This is a genomic window from Desulfobacula sp., assembly GCF_021107415.1.
Window position 1 is genome coordinate 1 of record NZ_JAIOSW010000075.1, and the last position, 21084, is coordinate 21084.

At 39.1% G+C, this 21084-nt stretch carries 24 protein-coding genes; 6 read left to right on the top strand and 18 right to left on the bottom strand.

Annotated features, from left to right (window positions below; genetic code table 11):
- From glyA to rpmF, 4 genes are all read right to left on the bottom strand, one after another.
- On the bottom strand, nucleotides 1-785 hold a 785-nt coding region (gene glyA / locus K8S13_RS03880; RefSeq protein ID WP_291460598.1), incomplete at its 3' end, for a serine hydroxymethyltransferase.
- Between the two features lie 24 nt (nucleotides 786-809).
- On the bottom strand, nucleotides 810-1250 hold the full coding sequence (rpiB, locus tag K8S13_RS03885; protein WP_291460600.1) for a ribose 5-phosphate isomerase B: 441 nt from the start codon (nucleotides 1248-1250) through the stop codon (nucleotides 810-812).
- A gap of 18 nt (nucleotides 1251-1268) precedes the next feature.
- A complete protein-coding gene (gene acpP / locus K8S13_RS03890; RefSeq protein ID WP_291460601.1) occupies nucleotides 1269-1502 on the bottom strand; it encodes an acyl carrier protein in 234 nt (77 codons plus the stop codon).
- Between the two features lie 21 nt (nucleotides 1503-1523).
- Nucleotides 1524-1712 carry a 50S ribosomal protein L32 gene (gene rpmF / locus K8S13_RS03895; protein WP_291460602.1) on the bottom strand — a complete coding sequence of 63 codons (189 nt, stop codon included), beginning with the start codon at nucleotides 1710-1712 and terminating at the stop codon, nucleotides 1524-1526.
- Nucleotides 1713-1898: 186 nt separating this feature from the next.
- Here rpmF and gltX point away from each other — a divergent pair, with 186 nt between their 5' ends.
- Complete coding sequence (gene gltX / locus K8S13_RS03900) at nucleotides 1899-3296, top strand: glutamate--tRNA ligase (RefSeq protein WP_291460604.1); 1398 nt, start codon at nucleotides 1899-1901, stop codon at nucleotides 3294-3296.
- Here gltX and amrB read toward each other — a convergent pair.
- The 6 genes from amrB to K8S13_RS03930 form a co-directional block, all read right to left on the bottom strand.
- Nucleotides 3288-4154 carry an AmmeMemoRadiSam system protein B gene (amrB, locus tag K8S13_RS03905; protein ID WP_291460605.1) on the bottom strand — a complete coding sequence of 289 codons (867 nt, stop codon included), beginning with the start codon at nucleotides 4152-4154 and terminating at the stop codon, nucleotides 3288-3290. The genes gltX and amrB overlap by 9 nt on opposite strands.
- Nucleotides 4155-4166: 12 nt before the next feature.
- Nucleotides 4167-4841, bottom strand: coding sequence for a hydrogenase nickel incorporation protein HypB (hypB, locus tag K8S13_RS03910; protein WP_291460606.1), 675 nt, complete (start codon nucleotides 4839-4841; stop codon nucleotides 4167-4169).
- 81 nt (nucleotides 4842-4922) lie between these two features.
- Nucleotides 4923-5270 carry a hydrogenase maturation nickel metallochaperone HypA gene (hypA, locus tag K8S13_RS03915; protein WP_291460607.1) on the bottom strand — a complete coding sequence of 116 codons (348 nt, stop codon included), beginning with the start codon at nucleotides 5268-5270 and terminating at the stop codon, nucleotides 4923-4925.
- Nucleotides 5271-5283: 13 nt separating this feature from the next.
- Nucleotides 5284-6414, bottom strand: coding sequence for a tRNA guanosine(34) transglycosylase Tgt (gene tgt, locus K8S13_RS03920; RefSeq protein ID WP_291460608.1), 1131 nt, complete (start codon nucleotides 6412-6414; stop codon nucleotides 5284-5286).
- A gap of 6 nt (nucleotides 6415-6420) precedes the next feature.
- Nucleotides 6421-7512 carry a tRNA preQ1(34) S-adenosylmethionine ribosyltransferase-isomerase QueA gene (gene queA, locus K8S13_RS03925; RefSeq protein WP_291460609.1) on the bottom strand — a complete coding sequence of 364 codons (1092 nt, stop codon included), beginning with the start codon at nucleotides 7510-7512 and terminating at the stop codon, nucleotides 6421-6423.
- Nucleotides 7512-7703: a DUF2065 domain-containing protein gene (locus tag K8S13_RS03930; RefSeq protein ID WP_291460610.1), complete on the bottom strand. Its 192-nt coding sequence runs from the start codon at nucleotides 7701-7703 to the stop codon at nucleotides 7512-7514. Before K8S13_RS03930 ends, queA begins: the two co-directional genes overlap by 1 nt.
- 170 nt (nucleotides 7704-7873) lie before the next feature.
- On the opposite strand from K8S13_RS03930, the gene gatB reads away from it, so the two are divergent.
- Genes gatB through K8S13_RS03950 form a run of 4 tightly spaced genes read left to right on the top strand, consistent with a single transcriptional unit; the run spans nucleotide 7874 to nucleotide 10911 of the window.
- Entirely contained in the window at nucleotides 7874-9301 is a 1428-nt protein-coding gene (gatB, locus tag K8S13_RS03935) for an Asp-tRNA(Asn)/Glu-tRNA(Gln) amidotransferase subunit GatB (RefSeq protein WP_291460612.1), read from the top strand.
- A gap of 13 nt (nucleotides 9302-9314) precedes the next feature.
- Entirely contained in the window at nucleotides 9315-9950 is a 636-nt protein-coding gene (locus K8S13_RS03940; protein ID WP_291460613.1) for a hypothetical protein, read from the top strand.
- A gap of 6 nt (nucleotides 9951-9956) precedes the next feature.
- Nucleotides 9957-10253 carry a hypothetical protein gene (locus tag K8S13_RS03945; protein ID WP_291460615.1) on the top strand — a complete coding sequence of 99 codons (297 nt, stop codon included), beginning with the start codon at nucleotides 9957-9959 and terminating at the stop codon, nucleotides 10251-10253.
- On the top strand, nucleotides 10228-10911 hold the full coding sequence (locus tag K8S13_RS03950; RefSeq protein WP_291460616.1) for a nucleotidyl transferase AbiEii/AbiGii toxin family protein: 684 nt from the start codon (nucleotides 10228-10230) through the stop codon (nucleotides 10909-10911). The genes K8S13_RS03945 and K8S13_RS03950 overlap by 26 nt, the downstream gene beginning before the upstream one ends.
- Before the next feature lie 273 nt (nucleotides 10912-11184).
- Here K8S13_RS03950 and K8S13_RS03955 read toward each other — a convergent pair whose 3' ends face one another.
- A complete protein-coding gene (locus K8S13_RS03955) occupies nucleotides 11185-12378 on the bottom strand; it encodes a hypothetical protein (RefSeq protein WP_291460618.1) in 1194 nt (397 codons plus the stop codon).
- Nucleotides 12379-12574: 196 nt separating this feature from the next.
- Nucleotides 12575-14182, bottom strand: coding sequence for an FG-GAP-like repeat-containing protein (locus K8S13_RS03960; RefSeq protein WP_291460619.1), 1608 nt, complete (start codon nucleotides 14180-14182; stop codon nucleotides 12575-12577).
- Nucleotides 14183-14294: 112 nt separating this feature from the next.
- Here K8S13_RS03960 and K8S13_RS03965 point away from each other — a divergent pair, with 112 nt between their 5' ends.
- On the top strand, nucleotides 14295-15743 hold the full coding sequence (locus K8S13_RS03965) for an AAA family ATPase (protein ID WP_291460621.1): 1449 nt from the start codon (nucleotides 14295-14297) through the stop codon (nucleotides 15741-15743).
- Between the two features lie 11 nt (nucleotides 15744-15754).
- Here K8S13_RS03965 and mutL read toward each other — a convergent pair whose 3' ends face one another.
- From mutL to argS, 6 genes are all read right to left on the bottom strand, one after another.
- Nucleotides 15755-17581, bottom strand: coding sequence for a DNA mismatch repair endonuclease MutL (gene mutL, locus K8S13_RS03970; protein WP_291460623.1), 1827 nt, complete (start codon nucleotides 17579-17581; stop codon nucleotides 15755-15757).
- Nucleotides 17556-17750, bottom strand: a complete 195-nt coding sequence (locus K8S13_RS03975) for a hypothetical protein (protein ID WP_291460626.1) — start codon at nucleotides 17748-17750, stop codon at nucleotides 17556-17558. Before K8S13_RS03975 ends, mutL begins: the two co-directional genes overlap by 26 nt.
- 18 nt (nucleotides 17751-17768) lie before the next feature.
- Nucleotides 17769-19241 (bottom strand): Asp-tRNA(Asn)/Glu-tRNA(Gln) amidotransferase subunit GatA, encoded by a 1473-nt coding sequence (gatA, locus tag K8S13_RS03980; protein ID WP_291460628.1) that lies wholly within the window; start codon nucleotides 19239-19241, stop codon nucleotides 17769-17771.
- Nucleotides 19242-19274: 33 nt separating this feature from the next.
- Nucleotides 19275-19565, bottom strand: a complete 291-nt coding sequence (gene gatC, locus K8S13_RS03985; protein ID WP_291460629.1) for an Asp-tRNA(Asn)/Glu-tRNA(Gln) amidotransferase subunit GatC — start codon at nucleotides 19563-19565, stop codon at nucleotides 19275-19277.
- Nucleotides 19562-20257 carry an SPOR domain-containing protein gene (locus K8S13_RS03990; protein WP_291460630.1) on the bottom strand — a complete coding sequence of 232 codons (696 nt, stop codon included), beginning with the start codon at nucleotides 20255-20257 and terminating at the stop codon, nucleotides 19562-19564. The genes gatC and K8S13_RS03990 overlap by 4 nt, the downstream gene beginning before the upstream one ends.
- 2 nt (nucleotides 20258-20259) lie before the next feature.
- The coding region (gene argS, locus K8S13_RS03995) for an arginine--tRNA ligase (RefSeq protein WP_291460631.1) at nucleotides 20260-21084 on the bottom strand (825 nt) is incomplete at its 5' end.

The following is a 21084-nucleotide window of genomic DNA, read 5'->3' on the forward strand; positions in this document are numbered from 1 at the left end:
ACATGCATTAAAGGTCCTCCCTGGATACCGGGAAATATCTGACTTCCGATGGTCTTTGCAAATCTTTGGGAAGACAGGATCAAACCACCGCGAGGCCCTCTAAGGGTTTTATGGGTTGTCGAGGTAATCACATCTGCAAACCCCACCGGACTCGGGTGGACTCCACCGGCAACCAGACCCGCGATATGGGCCATGTCTACCATAAAAAGAGCACCAACAGATCTGGCAATTTCAAAAAACCCTTTAAAATCAATGATTCTGGGATAGGCACTCGCACCTGCCACAATCAGTTTCGGCTGATGCTTTTTTGCAAGTTCTTCCACCTGGTTCAAGTCAATCGTCTCGGTTTGCTGCGAAAGTCCGTAATGGGCAAAATCATACAATCTACCTGAAAAACTGACACCGGCACCATGGGTCAGATGACCGCCATGGGAAAGATCCATGGCAAGAATCCGATCTCCGGGATTTAACAAGGCAAAATAAACAGCCATATTGGCCCCTGACCCGGAATGGGGCTGGACATTGGCATATTCGACGTTAAACAATTTTTTAACGCGCTCGATGGCCAGATCTTCTGCCTGATCCACATATTCACAACCACCATAATATCTTCTTGCAGGATACCCTTCTGCATACTTATTGGTCAGGATAGAGCCTTGTGCTTCCATAACTGCCGGGCTGACGGTATTTTCAGAAGCAATCAGATTTAATCCATATTCCTGGCGAAGGGCTTCCTGTTCGATAATCTTTGCAATTTGTAAATCCGTCTGATTAACAACTCCCATTTTATCACCCTCTTTTTGGATCATCTAACTATCTATAGTTTGAATACGTTCAAGATGCCGCCCACCTTCAAACTCGGTGGTAAGCCAGGTTTGAACAAGTGCAAATGCAAGGATATCACCCACAATACGACCGCCAAGGACCAGAATATTGGAATCATTATGAAGCCTGCTCATTTTTGCTGAAAAAATATCGGAACAAAGAGCGGCTCTTACATTGGGAAACCGGTTGGCTACCACAGACATGCCAAGCCCGGTGCCGCAAAGCAGAATCCCTTTTAAATATTGCCCTTGTGAAACAGCATTGGCAACTTTTTTCCCATAATCCACATAATTTACAGATGCCGTGCTTTTTGTGCCTGCATCTTCAACATGATATCCCTTATCAGACAAATAAACCTTGATTTTTTCTTTCAACTCATAGGCTGCATGATCACTTCCAATGAAAATGGACCTGTCTTTATCCATTATTATTTACTCCAATTCTCAAGATTTTGACTTGATAAAATCAATGGCATCCTGAACCGTGAGCAATTGTTCAGCATCATCATCATCAATTTCAATCTCAAAAATTTCTTCCATTGACATGACCAGTTCAACAATTGTCAGGGAATCAGCGCCAAGATCTTCGATTAAAGATGCCTCCGGAACAATATCCTCGATATCGAGGTCAGGAATCTTTTCTGCAATCACTTTCTTTACTTTTGTTTCAATAGTCATGGTTTAGACTATCTCCTTTGTCTATTCTTCTTCGTCAGCCGGGTCGTTTATATTTCTTCCTTTATAGGCTCCGCATTCAGGACAGGCGGTATGGGGAAGTTTGGGTTCCTGGCATTCAGGGCATACAGTCACTGTGGGTGCGCTGGTTCTATAATGTGTCCGTCTTTTCCTGCCTCTTGCTTTAGAACTCTTTTGCTTTGGTACTGCCATTGATCTCTCCTAACTATATTATTTTATTTGAATTTTCATTATTATATACCAATATAATAAAACATACATATTTACCCCAATTTCTAGAAACTGTCAAGAAATTAAACCCTGTTGCCCGATTCAAAATTTTATGATACTTAAGGGCTCGATTTTACACTAGATTTACTTTTATTGTATGGAGAACAAATGGATACAATTATTACACGATTTCCCCCCTCCCCCACCGGATACCTTCACATAGGCGGGGCAAGAACAGCACTCTTTAACTGGCTGTATGCAAGAAAAACAAAAGGAAAATTTATCTTAAGAATTGAAGATACAGATGAGGCAAGGTCCACAAAAGAATCCCTGGATGCCATATTGGAATCCCTTGAATGGCTTGGCATTGACTGGGATGAAGGCCCTTATTTTCAGACCCAAAGATACCCTATCTACAATGAATACATAGAAAAACTGATTGAATCAGGGGCGGCCTACTATTGTTCCTGTACTCCTGACCAAGTCAATACCATGAGGGAAGAAGCAAAGGCCAAAGGATTAAAACCCATGTATAACGGGAACTGCCGGGAAAGAGGCCTTGAAAAGGCAGACAACACTGTTGTCCGCCTTAAAACTCCGGACTCAGGGGTTACCATTGTAAATGACGTTGTAAAAGGGGATACGGCATTTCAGAATTCTGAAATTGATGATTTTATTATCCGGAGAAGTGACGGCTCAGCCATGTACAACCTGGCTGTTGTGATTGATGATATCACCATGGAAATCAATACCATTATCAGGGGGGATGACCATCTGATCAACACCCCCAAGCAGATGCTGATATATAAAGCACTGGGAGCAGACATGCCGGTTTTCGGTCATGTCCCCATGGTTCTTGGGTCTGATAAGTCGCGGTTAAGTAAACGTCATGGTGCCATGTCCGTGGGGGAATACCAAAAAATGGGATTTTTACCCGATGCCATGATCAATTACCTGGTTCGGCTGGGATGGTCCCATGGTGACCAGGAATTTTTTGAACGAGATGATCTCATTGATAAATTTGACCTGGAACATCTGGGCAGATCTGCTTCCATGTTTGACACGGATAAACTTGTCTCTCTCAATTCAAAACACATTCAAAATAAAAGCCCTGAAGAATTGGCAGGCCATCTCTTATTCCATTTAAAAAACTTAGGAATTGACGCCCAAAATGATGAATTCACCCGGGGTGTTATCCAAACCCTTCAGTCCAGAAGTAAAACCCTTGCTGAAATGGCCCAAAGTGCTGTTTTTTATTATCAGGATGATGTGCAATTTGATGAAAAGGCAGCCAAAAAATTTCTAACTCCTGATACACTGGATATTTTACAAAAATCTGCCGACTATATTAAAGGCCTTAAAAACTATGCCCAGGAAGAGCTTGAAACCGTTTTCAAACAAATCATGGAAGAGACTGAACTTAAGTTCGGAAAGATTGCCCAGCCGTTAAGGGTCGCCATCACCGGCACAACAATGAGTCCTGGAATCTTTGAAATGCTTCTGGCCCTTGGCAAAGAAAAAACAATTCTAAGAATTAAAAAAGCCATTGAGTTTATTTCAGGATAAAGAATAAAGAATTCCGGCATATCCGACAAAACTGTCAGAAGCTGACTTGTCAAAACTTGTGGCGTAGTCAAGTTCAATCGCCTTGACTGCGCCCAATTTTTTACAGGCCGCAACAGTGGCAGCAACCGCTCCGGTACAACACATATTTTTATTTTTAAGTCCCTGGGCAATAATATTTGATTCATCCATTTCCATCATTGCCTGGATAGCATCTCTATCATTTTCGTTTTTCACCCATTCCACAGCTTTTTTACCGGTTCCCGCCGGTGTAAAACCAAAATCAGGGCCATAATGTGTCATATCCGTGGACCCGATAACCTTTATATTTCTTGACAAATTTTTTGCCTCTTCCACAGCCATATTGCCGATGATGGAGGCAAAAAATGACGGGGCCACGCCGCAGACCACTATTTTTGCATCCGGGTAAAAATATTTTATAAACGGATATTGAAGTTCCAAAGTGTTTTCATCGGGGAATTTCAGAGGGGCTCTCTTGCGGATACTGATACCGGCACAAATCTTATCTGCCAGTTCTTTGTCCACCTCTATATCTCCAAAGGGTGTTTCAACGGCACCGTGGATCAGGATAAAAGGTTCGGACTGCTTGTGCATATGGGCGCCAAAAAGGATGATAGTGTCAATTTTTTCATCGGATCCCTTTCCTGGATCAAGAGAGGCAATCACCCGGCAGGCAATTGATCCGGAATAATACCAGCCGGCATGGGGAACAATACCGCCGATGAAATGGCCGCCTAAGGTGCCTTGTTTTTCTTTTAAAAAACCTTGTATGGATGCTTCGCACTCATTAGAACTCGCCGGATACCAGGAACCGGCAAATGCCATTTTTTTCTTTTCCATGATCTCTCCCTCTTATAAGCCCCTGCCTGTTTTTTCAAACACTTTAATCTTCAACCACTCAAGCCAGGGCTCAAACCCTTCTTCGGTCTTGGCAGACATCTCAAATACAGGCAGGTGGGGATGCACCTGTTTCATGTTATCCACCACCAATTTGGCATCAAAATCAAGGTATGGCAGCAAATCAATTTTGTTTAAAATTGCTACATCGGCAACCCTGAACATCAAAGGATATTTTAAGGGTTTGTCTTCACCCTCGGTCACACTCAACACCACCGCCCTTGCATCCTCTCCAATATCGAACTCGGCCGGACAGACAAGATTTCCAATATTTTCCACGATAAGAAGATCAATATCTTCACATCCCAGCTGCCTTGCAGAAGAAATAATCATGTGTGCGGCCAAATGGCAGTCACCGCCAAACTGGTCTGTATTGATCTGGGTCACTTTGGCACCGGTAACTTCAAGCCTGTCAGCGTCGTTGGTGGTACAGATATCTCCGACAATCACCCCCACTCTTACACCCGGCATCAGTTTTACCAAAGTTTTACAAAGAGTCTCTGTCTTTCCCGATCCAGGGGTCGACATCATGTTGAGAACAAAGACATTCTGTTCTTTAAAAAACTTCCTGCTTTTATCCGCTTCTGTTTCGTTTGCTTCAAGGACTCTTTTTTGAATGTTTATTTCCATTGTTATGCCTGTTCTTATTTATGGTTTATATCTTTAATTGAGTGTCTGACCGAAAACCGCCAATTTTCAGTCAGACATTATTTAATCTGCAAGTTCCAGGGAGGTGATCTCAATCTCCCTTCCGGTAAGCATTTCAACATCCCCGTCCTCACAAAAAGGACACTTAAATACTGGTCCTATAACTTCCCATTCATTATCACAGGATTTACAATGAACCCTCACCGGGACAACATCAATTTCCAGTCTGGCATTCTCCAAAGGGGTGTCCTTTGTTATAATCTCAAAACAGAAGGTCAGACTGTGTTCAACCACTGACGCAAGTTTCCCTATTTTTAAATTGAGTTTTTCAACCTTTGGATTCTCAATATCTTCTGGAATAGAATCTATGGCGATCTGAACCAGTTGCTGTGCAATCCCCATTTCGTGCATATGTGTCTTCCTTTTAGTTTTGCCTTTTAGAATAAAAGTCTTGCCTAAACTCAAAAAACCTGTCTTGCCTTATTGCATCTCTCATTTTTCCCATAAGGTCAAGATAATAATAAATATTATGAATCGTGTTTAACCTGTAAGATAAAAGCTCTCTGGACTTATACAAATGCCTTAAGTATGCCCTCGAATAATTCTGACAGGTATAGCAATTACAATCCTTATCAATGGGCTCTCTGTCAAGCCTGAATTTTGCATTGGGAATATTAATGGTTCCCCTGGACGTAAAGAGCTGGCCGTTTCGGGCATTTCTTGACGGCATGACACAGTCAAACATGTCACACCCCATGCCAACCAGTTCAACCAGATCTTCGGGCGTGCCCACCCCCATGATGTATCTGGGTTTATTAACCGGCAATAACGGCAGGGTATGGTCTGCCATTTCATACATGAGATCTTTTGGCTCTCCAACACTTAAACCCCCGATGGCAAAACCCGGAAAATCAATCCCGGTCAACTGCTCGGCACAAAGAGAGCGAAGATGCTTGAACATCCCCCCCTGTATGATTCCAAACAAATTATTGATTGCCCCTTTTTCCTGCCAAAAGTCAAAGCCTCTTTTGGCCCACAACCTTGTCTTGTCCAAAGCTTGCCGGGTCTGTTTTTCACTGGCAGGATGCCCTATGCACCAGTCAAGGGACATCATGATGTCAGATCCCAGAATCATTTGAATCTCAACGGCTTTTTCAGGAGAGAAAAAATGTCTTGATCCGTCAATATGGGATTGGAAAGCCACGCCCTCATCTGAAAATTTTGCCAGTCTTGCCAAAGAAAAAAACTGGAATCCACCTGAATCCGTCAGTATGGGCTTATCCCAACGAATAAACTCATGCAGGCCTTTCAAGTGCTCAATTACCTCACAACCCGGCCTTAAATACAAATGATAGGTATTGCCGAGAATAATCTGAGCCTTGCAATGATCAAGTTCTTCAACACTGACAGACTTTACCGAACCCAGTGTTCCCACCGGCATAAAAATGGGAGTGTCAATAACACCATGATCGGTTGTGATGGTCCCGAGCCTGGCTCTTAATAGTTCACGACCTTTTTTTTCATTTGATTCTTTTAATAATTCAAACTTTAACATGATGTCCTATTCAATCAGCATGGCATCGCCATAGCTGAAAAATCGATAATCTCTATTTATGGCTTTTTGGTATGCATCCAGTATTTTTTCCCGGTTATAAAATGCAGATACCAGCATCAAAAGCGTGGATTCGGGAAGATGAAAATTGGTAAGCATGGCATCCACGCATTTAAAAATGTAACCGGGATATATAAAAAGATCACACATGCCGGTCTTGGCTGTGACCATTCCTTTTTCATCAGATAAAAACTCAAGAGTCCTGACGCTGGTGGTACCCACCGCAACAACACGACGGTTTTGGCGCCTGGCCCTATTGATTTTATCTGCATTTTCCTTAGACAAAGAAAAATATTCCGAATGAATCTGATGATCTCTGATATCATCAACTCTTACCGGTACAAATGTTCCATATCCGACATGAAGAGTTATTTTTGCAAATTCAATTCCCTTTTTTCCAAGATCATCCATTAATGCTTCTGTAAAATGAAGACCTGCTGTCGGTGCTGCCACCGCACCCTCTTTTGATGCATAAACGGTCTGATAGTCTTCCCGGTCAGTTGATACGGAAGATAGATCATCTCTCTTTATATAAGGCGGCAAAGGAATTTTACCGGATTTTTTTAAAAATTTTAAAAATTTATTGCCATTTAAAAACTTTATTTTTGAAACAAACCCATTTACAGCTTCAACACTGGCTTCAATCTTGGCTTCACCCTCATCTCCCAGTAAAAGCTTTGCACCTTTTTTCGGATTTTTTGATGCCTTAATCAGACAATCGCATTTGAAAAAACCTGTTTCCTCCAAATTTTTCATTCCGGTTGCATAATCAATAATCAATACCTCAACCTTGCCGCCGGTCTCCTTTACACCCGTCAGCCTTGCCGGAACCACCTTAGTATTATTGATCACCAAAAGGTCATCACTCTTAAGCAATGCTGTAATGTCTTTAAATCGATGGTGACAAATAATTTCAGATCTTCTGTTCAGATGTAAAAGTTTGGATCCACTTCTGTTTTTACAAGGTATCTGGGCAATCTTTTCCTTTGGCAAATCATAATCATAGTCGGATAACCTGAAGGTCACATGTAATTGGGACATCAGCTCCCATCCATTGCAAAATAAACAATGCAAAGCCCTGCAAACATCAGAACAAACCCAAACTTTCTAAGCTTTATGTCATCAAGCCCGGTAATCATCTGAACCATTTCTTTCATTTTACCGGGAAATGCAAAGTATGGCAGCCCTTCAACGATCATGACCATGCCGATGACACAAAAGAAAAACTTCATATAAGCCCTATCCTTTTTAATTTCTAATGGTTAAAAAACAATCGATATCACTTTTATAATTTTAGTCATTTTTATGCAATAAAAATTATATTGATTAATAAAAATATCAAGGTTATAAAAGGAGGTTATTGTTAAATAAAAAAATAAAATAATTAGGAAAATAAAGCGTTATGCAGTTTGAACCTGTCATCGGTCTTGAAGTCCACGCACAACTAAAAACCAAAACCAAAATATTCTGCGGGTGTTCCACCCAGTTTGGAAAATCACCCAATGCCAATACCTGTCCTGTTTGTACGGGCATGCCTGGCATGTTACCGGTCCTGAATAAACAAGCGGTATCCTTTGCCATAAAAGCCGCCCTTGCAACCCATTGTAAAATAAATCAGGAAAGCCGCTTTGACAGGAAAAACTATTTTTATCCGGACCTTCCAAAAGGGTATCAGATATCCCAATATGCAATCCCGATTGCTGAACATGGGTATCTTGAGATCGAAACCGATAAAACAGGCCAAAAAAAAATAGGCATTACACGGATTCATATGGAAGAGGATGCAGGAAAACTCATCCATGATCCCGCAAGAGCCAGGAGCATGGTGGATCTGAACAGGACCGGGGTTCCCTTAATTGAGATTGTCAGCGAGCCGGACATTCGAACCTCAAAGGAAGCAGGCGTCTATTTAAGGAAACTGCATTCCATCCTGAAATATATTGATGTCTGTGACGGCAACATGGAACAGGGAAATTTCAGGTGCGATGCCAATATATCATTAAGGCCCAGGGGCCAAAAAGAATTCGGCACCAGAACAGAGCTTAAAAACCTGAACTCTTTTAAAAATGTTGAAAAAGCCATCCTTTATGAAATTGAACGTCAGACCTATGTTTTAGAAGAAGGCAAACAAGTGATCCAGGAGACAAGACTATGGGATCCGTCTAAAAACAAGACAACTTCCATGCGCGGCAAAGAGGATGCCCATGATTACCGGTATTTTCCTGACCCGGATCTTGTACCGCTCATTGTTGATGACAACTGGATACAAATAGTTGCCAGGGAGATACCCGAACTTCCCGATGAAAAGCGTTCAAGGTTCATTAAGGAGTATAAACTTGTGGACTATGATGCCAAAATTTTGACTTCATCCATTGAACTTGCTGATTTTTTTGAAAAAGCTGCAGCGCCCTTAAAAGATAAAAAACAGGCGGCCAACTGGATTATGACCACACTGCTTGGCATGCTGAACGCTAAGGGAATTACCATAACAAAATCCCCTGTCACGGCCACGGCCTTTTCAAAACTTCTTCAACTGATTGAAGATGGAAAGATCAATACCAGTGCTGCAAAAACAGTATTTGATGAGATGGTTGACACATTGAAAGATCCAAAAATCATTATCAAGGAAAAAGGACTTGAACAGGTGTCAGATTCATCTGAGCTTGAAGCAATGGTTACGGAAATTATTGATGAAAATCCTGATGAAGTCGCCGCATACAGGGATGGCAAAACCAAACTCTTCAGCTTTTTCATGGGACAGATCATGAAAAAAACCCGGGGGAAAGCTGATCCTAAAATTGTAACCCAATTGCTGAAAAACAAACTTTAGTTGGAGGACTATCTTGAATAAAATCTCTTTTTCAAAAATTTTTGCTTCTATCTTAATTATTTTTATAGCATTTTTAAGCTTTCCCCTGGCTAATTTTGCAAATAACAAACAAACCATCGCCATACTCCCCTTTGAAATGATTTCTCCCGAGGACATCACTTATATTCAATCCGGGATTTTGCAAATGCTGCATTCGCGCTTAGTTTGGAAAGATCATGTGATAGTTGTTGAAAAAAAAATTATTGCAGCACATTTGAATGCAATTGACATTCAAGATAACGATCAATTGTTTAAAAAAATTGCATCCCTTACCAATTCAGATTATGTTTTAGCCGGGAGTATTACTCAATTTTCCAATGCATTCAGCATTGACACTAAAATTTATGATATCAAAAACCAGCAATATTTGAACTTTTTTGAGCAGTCAAAAATAATTGATGATGTAATCCCAAAGCTGAATGTTATTGCAGCAAAAATCAATAAAAAAGTTTTTGAACGAAAAACCGTTGTTTATCAGAAACTTGCCAAGGAAGAAAAAGAAAAGGCTGAGCAGTGGAAAAGGCAGAATCCTGAAAAAATGATGCCGCTTATCCCAAGAGGGGAACAAGAGGAAAAAACTTCTATCTGGAAATTCTGGGAATATTTATAAAAAAATATGAAACAATTAACATCGGCAGATAAAAAAAAAATGTTGCTAAGTGCTTTCTGGGATAAGAATATAGATGGAAATCAATTGGTTGAGCTTGTTGATGGTAAAATAAATACCCTACCGTTCTTTGATAAAAAAATTATTTATTCCAGGCTGTTATCAACATTTGACTGGTATACATTGCTTAAGCTTATCCCTGAAAAATCACTTAAAGATGTATTAGCAGATGATGTATTAGAACGGTTGTATCCAAAGGAGCTAAAAGAAAAATACACCTATGCAAGAAGCGTATTATTTAAATAAACTTTATCCATTTCAGGATGAAATTCTAAGCAGGATTAATACGCTTGATGTTGAATTCTATTTATCTGGTGGGACTGCGTTAAGCCGATGTTTTCTTAAGCACAGATATTCTGATGATTTGGATTTGTTTTTAAATAACCATCCGAATTTTAAACATCAGAGTGAAACTGTTTTAAATTTTTTAAATGAAAAATTATTTCAGTGTACGATCTCAATAACAACAGACTCTTTTTTACGGATATTTATAAATAAGAATGACCTTGTTTTAAAAATTGATTTTATTAATGATGTACCATTTCATTTCGGTAATTTTGAACGGTTTGACTTCTTTGGGAAAATTGATAATTGGAGAAATATTCTTTCGAATAAAATTTGTGCGTTAAGCCGAATGGAACCTAAAGATTATGCAGACATTCTTTTCATTGCTCAAAAATATAGATTTAACTGGGAAGATGTAATCGAAGAGGCTAAAAAAAAAGATCTATGGGTTGAACCAGTTAAAATCAGTAAAATGATCAAAGAATTTCCAATAAAACTTTTGAACCCGATAAAATGGATAACACCGCCTGATTTAAAGCAGGCTGCCTCTTTTTTTTCAATTATTTCCGAAGACATTCTGAAAGGATTCAATAATTCTATTGCTCCTGAAATAGACTAAAATTGTTTGACTGGCTCCTCTTCTCATTAAACTTACCTTTTCACCGAACGGTTAATTTTGTTTAGTCTGTCTATATTGTTGTGCAGACATAGAAGTCAATAATGAAAAATAAAATAGGGTTTGGGTTATATGGATGTACTTTGCCCATTGTTTGCGGAACATGAAAGAAATATGGGTGAAGCTTTAGACAAAAAAACCCCGTCTAGGTGATATAGACGGGGTTCTTTTTAAAAACGATACTTAACTAAACTAAGATATTAAATTTAAGATATCCTAGAATGAAAAGGAAAGTTTGTGATAAAGTTCCATTGCACTATCTGGATCAGGAGTGGTATCACCCCATCCTAGCTGAGCAAAACCTGCTGCAACTTTATACGTCAGGTTAGGTGTAATCTTATATGATACGTCAGCAGAGATTTCATAGATGTCTGCACCATCCCATGGGCCATTGTTATCAACATTACAGGTTGCATAACCTAAATAACCACCAATGGAAAGTTGATCGGAAACAGCATAGTCAGCATATAGTGCGAGCAAAGTACCGGCAGTAAGATCATTTCCACCGAAGAAAGTAGCATCGTCACCCATGATTAAAGCACCACCAGCTTCAAAATCATCACCGAAATCAAAACCCGCACCTGAATCATCATCATATGATCCATATGCACCCAAGATACCAAATTTAAGAGCGTCTGCATTCATCCAGACATTCAGGTAAGCGCCCCAAGTTGTATAATCTTGAAATCCTGCAGATCTGTTCATATCAAAAACATCAAATTCTCCTTCAAACCCGACATTTCCGAAAACACCGTCAAAAGAAAGCATCCCTCTGGTAAGCACATTATCAGCCGCTGGTGTATTACTTTCAAACATAACATAGGCAACCAGTGGTTTTACATTAATGTCGCCTATTTTTGTTACCATTGCAAGGATGTAAGCATCATCATCTTCGTCTTCACCAATAACAGTACTGCCACTTTCACCGTTATCATCTTTGTGGAGGATACCAATTATTGTACCAATTGCTGTGGGTTGAACCCATTTAACTCTGTAGGCTTCATCACCTGCATCATGGAAAGCTGTTCCCCAGGCACCGGCTGACATTTTACCAACTGTCAATGTTCCGCCATTACCAAAAGTATGGGCACCCCAGACCTGCTCAAGATAAATATTGTCATCAACATTTGGAGCAGCATTTATCTCATTAATATTGCCGGTACCCCAGGTTTCATCTGCCATTTCAAAGCGGGCAAACACCTTTGTGGTATCATCAATCTGCCATTTAGCATCCACAGACAGCTCATGATCGTAAGCTCCAAAAGTTTCAACATCGGTCCCTTGACCACTCATGTTGTCGTAATAAGATCCTCTTGCATAATAAGAACCCGTTAAAGAGAAATCAGTTGCGCTTGCAATTCCAGCACCCAGAAAAAGCATGGCAAAAGTTAAAGCAATTAGTTTTTTCATCTTTTTTCCTTTTAAAAAAATTAGTTAAAATTTCTTTTTATTGTACTCCTTTTAAATACAATAAAAAGACCTGTTTAAATGCAAACCGTAAAGCTAAAATTTTCTGCGCCGGTATCACCTCCCTCTGCAGACACATAGCCTGTTAGTTTAACATAAAAAGTTAAATAGCAAGTGTTTTCATACGTGTCAAGCCTTTTTACATATCATAGGCAATTATCATGCTTTTTGATTTTTCTGAGGAAAAATTATTCCTTCTTTTGATAAAAGTAATGATGAGTTCATTTTTTGAATTATTATCATAATCGCCGATAAAAATATCTGTAATCTGACCGGGCATTTTCTTAGGTGCATTCTCAGGGGACAGTCCCATTTCATTCCAGGCCAGTATTTCAATACCGCCGGTCTTAAATTTTCTAAGCTGCTGGAACATATTCCCGGATGCATCTTTATTCTTAATGACCATGACATCCTTTCTCCCGTCCAAGTCAATATCAAAAACAATGTTTCGCGGCTGAAAATACACTCCTTTTCCAAGAGAGACATCTTTGATAAATTCATCTTCTTCCATAAAGGTATAGTAAAGTTTGCTCCCTCCATACCCTTCTTCCCCTGACCATTCTATCCTGCCGTTTTCATTAAAAATGGTCAGCCGGCCCTGTTCATCCGTAAACAAGACACTCATTTCATCCGTGCCAGTCAAATCACCTGTTGCCATGCTCAGTACGGAAAACCCCTCGGGAACCCTGAGTTTCTCACCCGGAACATAGGTATTGTTCTGCCAATTTACCTTAAAAACATTTTTCCCTGTATAAGGACCATCTTTCCCGCTCTTCTGAGCATAGAGGACATCTCTTCCATTGACGTCTTTTACAACTCTCAGATACCATGGCAGCAGTTTGGATATTTTCTTATAATCTGTCCCGTTATATTCAAGAACAAAAGATTTTGCATACCCACTTTCGGGATGCACCCTAGAAATAAAAATCTCTGCCATCCCGTTGTGATTAATATCCGCCACATCAACACCGACAATGTCCATATAATGAGCATCTTCTATTTTTTTAACCGGTCTTAACTGCCCTTTTAAATTATCTTTCAAAATTTCAATGGCATGATCATAAATAATCACCACTTCATTTTTTTTGTCTCCATCCACATCCCCTGATGAAATCCCGATAATCTCACCATTTGTCACCATAAGATTCCGATAATTTGTCAGGGGGCTTGCATATCCACGTCCCTGGGGGACCCTTTCAGGTCTTTGAGCATATTGCTGTTGGGGGATGATCTGTTCCGGTTTCCTGTTGAATGTCTTGAAATTAATCTGGGTTGCAATCTGATCCAGTTCCGTGATGACGGCTCCGGGTTCTTTGGCCTGTTCTGAAAAGGTTAGTGTCGGCTTTTCTTCTTTTACATCCACCATGGACATATCCAGGCTCACACTTTTGCCAAACATAGTCAAACTGCCAAAAAGAATATAATCCACGCCAAGGCCTGCACCAATCAGCCTTGCTTTTGAGTCATTGAGCGTTCCTTTGGTTAAAGGAGATGATTGAGCTTTGGCCAAAGCTTCATCAATGGTTTCTCTTTGGAGGATTTCAACTTTTCCGGGATCAGCCAGCCTTGAAGAAAGCATGGAAAAAAGGCCTTTTTGAAGAAAGGAAAGGTCTTCAACGGCATTCATTTCCAATGGACAGACCGCCACTTTTTTTATGGGTTCACAGAGTCCCGGGCTAACGATAACAATAGAAGACAAAACGATCGTTAAAATAAATATTCCAAACCTTATGATATTGCTTTTCAAAACCATCACCCCTTTAAAAATTTTTAAGTGTAAAATTTTATTTAATCAAAGATTTATATAACATCATGGAACATCAGACAAGTCTTTTAAAAAGCTTTTCTATTCATTTTCCATGAGTTTCCGTGCAAAGTGCCTGCAAAAAATCTGTACTTTTCGAAAAAGTGCCTGCAAAAAATCTGTATTTTCTGAAAAAAATATTGCAAAAAAAATTAACCAACAGTATAAATTACTTATGAAAAGAAAATTATATAATGACCTGTTGGAGTGGAAAGCATCTATGTCACGGAAACCACTTCTTGTGAAAGGCGCTCGCCAGGTTGGTAAGAGTTATCTTTTAAAAAAATTTGGCGAAAAAGAATTTCCATGTTGTCATGTTTTTAATTTTGAACAAGATAAAAAACTCAACCAAATATTTGAATCTGACTTATTGCCGCATAGGATTATAACTGAATTATCAATTTATTCAGAAAAAAAAATAGATATTAACAATGATCTTGTTATTTTTGATGAAATTCAAGAATGCCCTGAAGCTATAACGAGTTTAAAATATTTTTATGAAGATATGCCGAATTTGACTCTTTGTTGCGCCGGTTCGCTTATCGGTGTCAAGATGTCATCAGGTTCTTTCCCTGTTGGAAAGGTGAATTTTTTAAATCTTTATCCCATGACTTTTGAAGAATTTTTAATGGCAGCTAATGACAAAATAAGTCTTGAACTCTTCAATACAGCATTGACCTGTGATCTTCAATCAGATATTGCCCATGCAAAATTATGGGACAGACTAAAAGAGTATTATATGACAGGAGGTATGCCTAAAGTTGTTTCTTCCTATCTTTCAAATAGAGAGAGCCGGTTTGAGGCCATGAATACTGCAAGAATTATTCAGCAAGAATTGATAGAAGGCTATTTTAAAGATTTTGCCAAACATTCAGGGAAAATTAATTCTTTGCATATCGTATCCGTTTTAGAAAATATTCCCATACAACTTTCAAATAACATTAAAAGCTCTGTAAAAAGATATAGATTTAAAAAAGTTATTTCACATAAAAAAAGTTTTTCAGATTTACAAGGGCCAATAGACTGGTTGATAAAAGCCGGGCTAATAATTAAAGTCAAAATTTGCAATAGAGCGGAATTACCCTTGGAAACATTTTGCAAAAATAATATTTTTAAATTGTTTCTTTGTGATATTGGATTGCTTGGTTCTATGTTGGATTTGCCACCTAAGGCAATCATTTCACAGGATTTTGGAATTGCAAAAGGATATTTTGCTGAAAATTATGTTGCCCAGGAATTTCTTGCAGCCGGTATTTCAAAATTGCATTCGTGGTCTGAAAGAAATTCTGAAATTGAATTTTTGAGAGTGATGGGCGAAAATATTATTCCGATTGAAGTAAAATCAGGGACAAGGACTCAAGCAAAAAGTCTTGGTCAATTTATAAATAAATATTCACCTGAAAAAGCTATAACTTTAACGGGGAAATCACTTAATAAAGCTCATGGGTTAAAAGTTAATAATTATCCTCTCTACCTTGCAAGCAAAATTTGTGATCAAATTTAAACCTATTTTTTTTATAACACTCTTTTAAACAGCTTTTCTATTTGCCTTTTAGTCCAGGAGATCATGATCGGACGGCCATGGGGACAGTGACGGGGATTTTCACATTGTTCAAGATCGGCCAGCAGTTTCTCAATCTCGATTTGGCTAAGGTTTAAATTGGCACGGATTGCGCCATGGCAGGCCATTAAAATCAGACATTTTTCAAGCCAGTCTTCTTTTGAGAATCTATCTTTTTTGATTAGAGCTGTTTCAAGGATTTCAATAATAATCGGTTTGATCTCTTTTTCATCAATGATGGCCGGCACAGCTTTTACAACAAAGGTTGTGTCTCCAAAGGGTTCAATGATCATGCCCAGAGTTTTTAAATCCTCCAGAATATTGGACAGGAGATCTGCTTCCTTAAAGTTCAATTCAAGGGTTTCCGGCACAGCCAAATTCTGGGTTTGAGCCTTAAGCGAGTGATACCTTTGTTTGAGCTTTTCATATACAATCCTTTCATGGGCGGCATGCTGATCAATCAACATCAGCCCGTCTTTGGCTTCCGCAAGGATATAGGTTCCCATGATCTGACCGATTACTTTAAATTTTAACTTTAAGGTCACACGTGAGTTTTGAGTTTTAACTTTAAGGTCACACGTAAGTTTTGAATCATTATATGTGAAATCCGAGGGAATCTTTTGTGATGTCTGTTCTTGAACAAAGTTTTTTTGCCAGTCCATGGAAGATTGTTCAACCTTATCCATTTGCTGTGGTTTAAATGCTTTATCTAAATATTCAAACTTCTCAATTGTTTTTTTTGCGGCCGCATCAGAAATGATCTGTGCTTTTGAATAAGCGGCAATGTTTTGCTGTTCCCGGGACAATGCGTTTCCAATTGTTTTTGACACTGCCTGATACACCCGTTGGCCGTTAAAAAATTTGATCTCTTTTTTAGAAGGATGAACATTGACATCCACCTGATCAAAGGCAATATCAATAAAAAAAACACCCAGAGGGAAATTTGATTTCATGATCCTGCCTTTGTACCCCTGGAAAATTGCCGAGATAAGTCCCCGGTCATAAACAAGCCGGTTATTCACAAACAAAAAAATCTTTGATGAGGTGCGTCTTGTGACTGACGGGTTGGAACAATATCCATGAATATGAATAAATTCATCTGAAAACTCAAGTTTATACAGCCTGTCGGCAACATCCCTTCCAAGAATTCGGACAGATCTTTGGAACAGATCATCAGATGATGAAAAACTTTTTTGCAGTTTATTGTTTAAAAATAATCTGAACTGGATATGAGAATTGCCAAGGGCCATACCGGATATGGCATCAGCAACATGGCTGATCTCTGTATTATCTGATTTTAAAAACTTTTTCCGGGCCGGGGTGTTAAAAAAAAGATTTTTCACTTCCACCATGGTTCCCGTTGGAGCCCCTGCATCTGAAACATTTTGTATTTTCCCTCCGATGATATCAATTTTTGTTCCAATATCAGTGTCTTTTGTTCTTGTCACAAGACTGAACTTTGATACCGATGCAATGGAAGGAAGTGCCTCTCCCCTGAATCCCATGGTTGAAATGGAAAAAAGGTCTTCTTTTGTAAATATCTTGCTTGTGGCATATCGCTCAATGGATAATAGTGCATCATCTTTTGAAAGCCCAATACCATTATCAGAAACCCGTATTAAAGATTTCCCGCCTTTTACCGCCTCAATGGTAATACTTGTGGCTTTGGCATCAATACTGTTCTCAACAAGCTCTTTAATCACGGAGGATGGTCTTTGGACCACCTCACCTGCTGCTATCTGGTTGGAAAGAATTTCAGGCAGAATTCTGATGGTCGTCATTCTTTACAAACCTTAATAGAAATTGGGAATCTTTCGGGCTTAAGTCAAATTGGAAACCGGCATCATCCACCAATTTAGTCAAATTGATATCAGGGGTTTGTTTTCTCTTCTCTGATACCCATTTGACAGCCTTTCTTAACTTATCTCCCTGGGGTTGCAGTGTTGACATGCTTTATCTCCTTATTGTTTAAAGATTAGGAAACTTTTTGTCCAATTGGATTGTTTTTTCAAACCCATGCCCTGCCCTTAAAAGTGACATTTCATCAAACCTGTTCGCCATCATCTGAATACCAATGGGAAGTCCTTTTGAAGAATATCCTGCAGGAACGGATATCCCGGGAATACCGGCCATATTGGCGGAAAGTGTAAAAATATCAGTTAAATACATGGTTAAAGGATCATCAATATTTTCACCAATCTTAAACGCAGGAGCCGGTGCCACAGGAGACAGGATAAAATCACAGGTTTCAAATGCTTTTGAAAAATCCTCCATAATAAGTGTTCGAACCTGTGATGCCCTTCCATAATAAGCATCATAGTAACCTGCTGAAAGCGCATAAGTTCCGATAAGAATTCTTCTCTGAACTTCCAAACCAAACCCTGTTGATTTGGTTTTTTTGTACATATCAATAAGATCTTCTGACGATTTTGCCCTGAAACCGTATTTCACGCCATCAAATCTGGCAAGGTTGGAACTGGCTTCACATGGCGCAATAATATAATAGGCTGCTACAACATAATCTGTGTGCGGTAAAGAGATCTCTTTTATTTGAACACCCAGATCCTTAAGAATCTTTTTTGTCTCTTTAAACACTTTTTCAACTTCAGGATCAATACCGTCAACAGACATATATTCTTTTGGGATTCCCGCTGTCATTCCTTTTAATGCGCCTTGTTTAAACTGATCAAAGGCTTTAGTGAAATCAGGTACATCAACCATTGCACTGGTTGAATCCATTTGATCATTTCCCGATATTATATTCAGCAATATTGCCGCATCCTTAACATCTTTTGTAATCGGCCCAATCTGATCAAGAGAAGAGCCATATGAGACCAAACCAAACCTGGATACCCTGCCATAGGTTGGTTTAAGTCCCACAACACCACAATGAGAAGCCGGCTGGCGAATTGATCCCCCTGTATCAGTTCCAAGAGCACCACAACAAAAATGCGCTGCCACGGCAGCGGCAGATCCCCCGCTGGACCCCCCGGGTACATATTGTTCATTCCAGGGATTTGTTGTGATCTTATAAGAAGAATTTTCAGTGGAAGATCCCATGGCAAACTCATCCATATTGGTTTTGCCGATGATGATGGCACCATTTTTCTTTAATTTTGACACAACAGTTCCATCATATTGCGGTATAAAATTATCAAGTATCTTTGATGCACAGGTGGTTTTTATTCCTTTGGTACACAAGAGGTCTTTTAATGCAATGGGCACACCTGTCAAGGCTGATATTTTATTATCGGCAATATCTTGATCCGCCTTTTTTGCCTGTTCTAAGGCTAAATCTTTGTCAACCGTTATAAAAGCACCGATTTTGTCATCATATTTTTCAATCCTCTCAAGTAATGCATTTGTCAGCTCAAAAGAAGAAATTTGATGCTCAAAAAGCAATTTTTGAGCTTTACCTATGGTCAGTTCACAAAATTTCATTTGATATTATCCTTATTCTTTCACTGAACAAAATTATTTCACAATTCTTGGAACAATATAAAAATCTTCATCTTTCTGCGGGGCATTAGCAAGCGTTACCAAAGGGCCTGGCGATACTTTCAATTCATCATTTCTCAATACATTATTCATAAAAGAAACACCTGAAGAAAGCTTGACACCTTCAACATCAACATCTTTGAGTTTATCAATATATTGAAGAATATTACTCAGCTGCTCAGCTATTTTTTCTTTTTGCACCTGGTCAATCTCCAATCGAGCAAGGTGAGCAATTTTTTCAACTTCATCCGTTGATATCTTCATCATTGTTCCTTTTTTATAATCATTGAGTTTATCTTGGCTTGCTTTAATTTTTCTTTAATTTTTTTTGCCTCATCCCAGGTTTCAAAAGAACCGGTTCTGACCCTATACCAGGTTACACCCTCTTTTTGCCCTTTTACTCTGTATGAAGAGAACCCCTTCTTATCAAGAATTGCCATTTGCGTAACAGCATCCTTGAACTCTTTATATGCAGCAATCTGAATCGTGTATTTCCCTTTTAAGGTCTTTTTATCAGTCAATTGTTCAGGCGGTTTGATTTTTTTCAAACTGATTGGTTTCGTTTTGATTTCAGCAGGCTTCAGACCTTTTGTTTCGGTCTTCGCCTTGTTTGTCTCTTTTTTAAACGTCTGTTTTTTTCTGCTTGTCTTAAACGGAATTTCATCTGCAACAATGATTGTTTCTTTTTTGGGAATAATTTCCAATGGTTTCTTTTTGGGAGGCACTGCCTCTTCGGGTGCAGGACGATCAAGAACATCATAGAATTTTAAATCAATTTTTTTCCGGAAGCCTTTTTTTTCTCCAAATTCATTGGCAATAGTTTCAAGCCTTTTTTGAAATTTCTGGGTATCAAATGTCACTGGAGAAGACCCTCGTCCAACCATGATGCCCAATAAAAACATCCAGCCGGCAATAAATATGTAAATTAAATATTTTAAAATCCCCTTAAAGGATATCATTTTTACATTCTTTCAGGTGCTGTAACCCCAAGAAGTGTCAAGGCGTTTCTAATGACTTTCTTCACTCCCAAAACAAGGCTTAAACGGGCCAGAGTCAGTTCCTTGTCGTCTGTGATGACCTTGTATTTATTATAATAACTATGAAATGCAGATGCAAGACTCATTAAATATGTAAACATCACATGAGGATGCAATATTTTTGCACTCCTTTCCACATTCTCTTTAAACGCACTCAATATTTTTATGAGATTAATTTCTTCCACTGCATTCAGTAAAGAAAGGTTTTCTCCCTTGTTAAAATCAATATCCTGAAGAATACTCTCCTGTTTTGCCTTTAAAAGGATACCGGTTATTCTTGCATGGACATATTGGACATAATAGACGGGGTTATCAGAATTTTTCTGTTTGGCAAGCTCAAGATCAAAATCAAGTCCGGAATCATAACTGCGGCTTAAAAACAGAAACCTTGCAGCATCCCTGCCGACTTCATCAACAATATCCCTTAATGTAACAAAGTCACCAGCCCTTTTAGACATCTGAAAGGGCTTGCCCCCTTTTAACAGGTTCACCAATTGTACCAATATGACTTCAAATTGTTCACTTTTTCTACCCGATGCCACAACAGATGCGTCGATTCTCTTAATATATCCATGGTGATCTGCTCCCCAGACATCAATGACCCTGTTAAAGCCTCGCTCATATTTTTCCATATGATAGGAAACATCTGAACCAAAATACGTTGTCAGGCCGTTATTTCTGACCACCTCCCTGTTTTTCTCATCACCAAAATCCTGTGTTCGAAACCAAAGTGCACCATCTTCTTCATA

Bases quoted from the DNA above. Each gene is read 5' to 3' on its own strand.
- K8S13_RS03950 (WP_291460616.1), top strand. From the start codon at position 10,228: ATGCAAGAAGCGTATTATTTAAATAAACTTTATCCATTTCAGGATGAA.
- tgt (WP_291460608.1), bottom strand. From the start codon at position 6,414: ATGTTAAAGTTTGAATTATTAAAAGAATCAAATGAAAAAAAAGGTCGT.
- K8S13_RS03990 (WP_291460630.1), bottom strand. From the start codon at position 20,257: ATGATATCCTTTAAGGGGATTTTAAAATATTTAATTTACATATTTATT.
- gltX (WP_291460604.1), top strand. From the start codon at position 1,899: ATGGATACAATTATTACACGATTTCCCCCCTCCCCCACCGGATACCTT.
- mutL (WP_291460623.1), bottom strand. From the start codon at position 17,581: ATGACGACCATCAGAATTCTGCCTGAAATTCTTTCCAACCAGATAGCA.
- hypB (WP_291460606.1), bottom strand. From the start codon at position 4,841: ATGGAAATAAACATTCAAAAAAGAGTCCTTGAAGCAAACGAAACAGAA.
- acpP (WP_291460601.1), bottom strand. From the start codon at position 1,502: ATGACTATTGAAACAAAAGTAAAGAAAGTGATTGCAGAAAAGATTCCT.
- K8S13_RS03975 (WP_291460626.1), bottom strand. From the start codon at position 17,750: ATGTCAACACTGCAACCCCAGGGAGATAAGTTAAGAAAGGCTGTCAAA.
- gatC (WP_291460629.1), bottom strand. From the start codon at position 19,565: ATGATGAAGATATCAACGGATGAAGTTGAAAAAATTGCTCACCTTGCT.
- rpiB (WP_291460600.1), bottom strand. From the start codon at position 1,250: ATGGATAAAGACAGGTCCATTTTCATTGGAAGTGATCATGCAGCCTAT.
- K8S13_RS03945 (WP_291460615.1), top strand. From the start codon at position 9,957: ATGAAACAATTAACATCGGCAGATAAAAAAAAAATGTTGCTAAGTGCT.
- hypA (WP_291460607.1), bottom strand. From the start codon at position 5,270: ATGCACGAAATGGGGATTGCACAGCAACTGGTTCAGATCGCCATAGAT.
- amrB (WP_291460605.1), bottom strand. From the start codon at position 4,154: ATGGAAAAGAAAAAAATGGCATTTGCCGGTTCCTGGTATCCGGCGAGT.
- gatB (WP_291460612.1), top strand. From the start codon at position 7,874: ATGCAGTTTGAACCTGTCATCGGTCTTGAAGTCCACGCACAACTAAAA.
- rpmF (WP_291460602.1), bottom strand. From the start codon at position 1,712: ATGGCAGTACCAAAGCAAAAGAGTTCTAAAGCAAGAGGCAGGAAAAGA.
- K8S13_RS03930 (WP_291460610.1), bottom strand. From the start codon at position 7,703: ATGAAGTTTTTCTTTTGTGTCATCGGCATGGTCATGATCGTTGAAGGG.
- K8S13_RS03955 (WP_291460618.1), bottom strand. From the start codon at position 12,378: ATGAAAAAACTAATTGCTTTAACTTTTGCCATGCTTTTTCTGGGTGCT.
- K8S13_RS03965 (WP_291460621.1), top strand. From the start codon at position 14,295: ATGAGTTTCCGTGCAAAGTGCCTGCAAAAAATCTGTACTTTTCGAAAA.
- gatA (WP_291460628.1), bottom strand. From the start codon at position 19,241: ATGAAATTTTGTGAACTGACCATAGGTAAAGCTCAAAAATTGCTTTTT.
- queA (WP_291460609.1), bottom strand. From the start codon at position 7,512: ATGTCCCAATTACATGTGACCTTCAGGTTATCCGACTATGATTATGAT.